This window comes from Vibrio olivae (assembly GCF_042428525.1).
Lineage (GTDB): Bacteria > Pseudomonadota > Gammaproteobacteria > Enterobacterales > Vibrionaceae > Vibrio > Vibrio olivae.
The window spans coordinates 1-1,338 of sequence record NZ_JBHMEP010000042.1 but is presented as its reverse complement, the minus strand read 5'-3'; the positions used below and the strand labels follow the sequence as shown (position 1 = coordinate 1,338).

Genomic DNA, 1,338 nt, shown 5'->3' with positions numbered 1-1,338 from the left:
CAATACCGACGGCGTAAATGTAACGGTTCAACAAGATAACGCACCGGATTTGCGGGATTTAAAAGACGATGTAAGGGAGATTAAGGAACAAAACCGCCGCCGTCGTTACGTCGATGGCAACGGCAATGTTATTGAGGTTTACAAGAATTTGACACGTAAAATTAAAAATTGATATGAACCCGATTTATAGACATTCATTTGTAAATGCGTTTTTAGCGAACGGGGCGATAAATCGCATAACCGGGAACATAAACGGGAATAGTACAAATTACTATTATACCCGTACATTTATCCCGGTTAGTAACGTGTACCCCCGCAAATTGTTTCAGAATTTCACCACGCAATCCGGGGGCGTATTTTACGATAGCAATAAAAAGATTATCGGCGGTTGGGGGAGCAGCCCGTCCGCCACAAATACGGAATTTGACATACCAAGCAATGCCGCATATATCCGGTTTAATGTATACAAAGCGCAATACGCCAACGGGACGGCATGGTTGAAGTTGGGGACGTTGGACGCCCCGAACGTCTTACAAGGTCAAACCGTGCATCCGATTTATAAGGACGATTTGGCAAAAGAGTACGAATTAGAAACCAACCAACGGTTTTATCGTGCCAAGTTATCCGGCAAAATTACCTTTGTCCGGGACGATTACGACTACATTAACCGTCAATCGTTCGACAATGAATTTTTGTATTGCATTGAAAAGAGCGACGACGGCGGGCGTACATGGTTCCAATACTTTCAAGGTAAGTTCATGAAAACCGATTGCACGTTTACCGATTACGATAAAAAGGTAGTTGTACAACCGGATTCAGTCGACGATTATAACGACGTGTTGGCGGGATTAGAAAAGGAATACAATTTAATAACGTTAGCCCCGACAATCCAACGGATAACGATAAACAAGCGTCCATTAATTCAAATATACGTTCCGGGGGATAGTGTTGTTTCTTGTTTTTTGGGCGGTACGAATTGGGAACAAGACGCAAACGCCACGACCGACCCAAACGCATTAGTACAAACCTATCATTTTGCTTTGTGCAATATATTGAAAGAAATACAAATTACGTCGAACGGTTCCCCGGCGGTAATATCCGGGCTTTATACCGGACGAATGGCGACGGGTGCAAGTTCAGACGTTTTCGAGGGAAAATTATACCCGGAATTAAACGTAAATTATTATATCTATATTTCGCAACAAAGAATTGGCGGTTTACCGCTTGGGAGGGCTGCGGTCGAGATACGCAAACAATCCGATGATACGGCAATGTTTCGTTATACAAAGGTTACAACGTCGCCTTTTGATACATTGGAGTTTGATTTAACCGCTGTTG

Annotated in this window: 1 protein-coding gene; it reads left to right on the top strand. The window is 43.1% G+C overall.

Annotation, left to right across the window (positions count from 1 at the left end; genetic code table 11):
* Positions 1–305: 305 nt before the first annotated feature.
* On the top strand, positions 306–1,338 hold a 1,033-nt coding region (locus tag ACFFUV_RS23340; RefSeq protein ID WP_390198299.1), incomplete at its 3' end, for a hypothetical protein.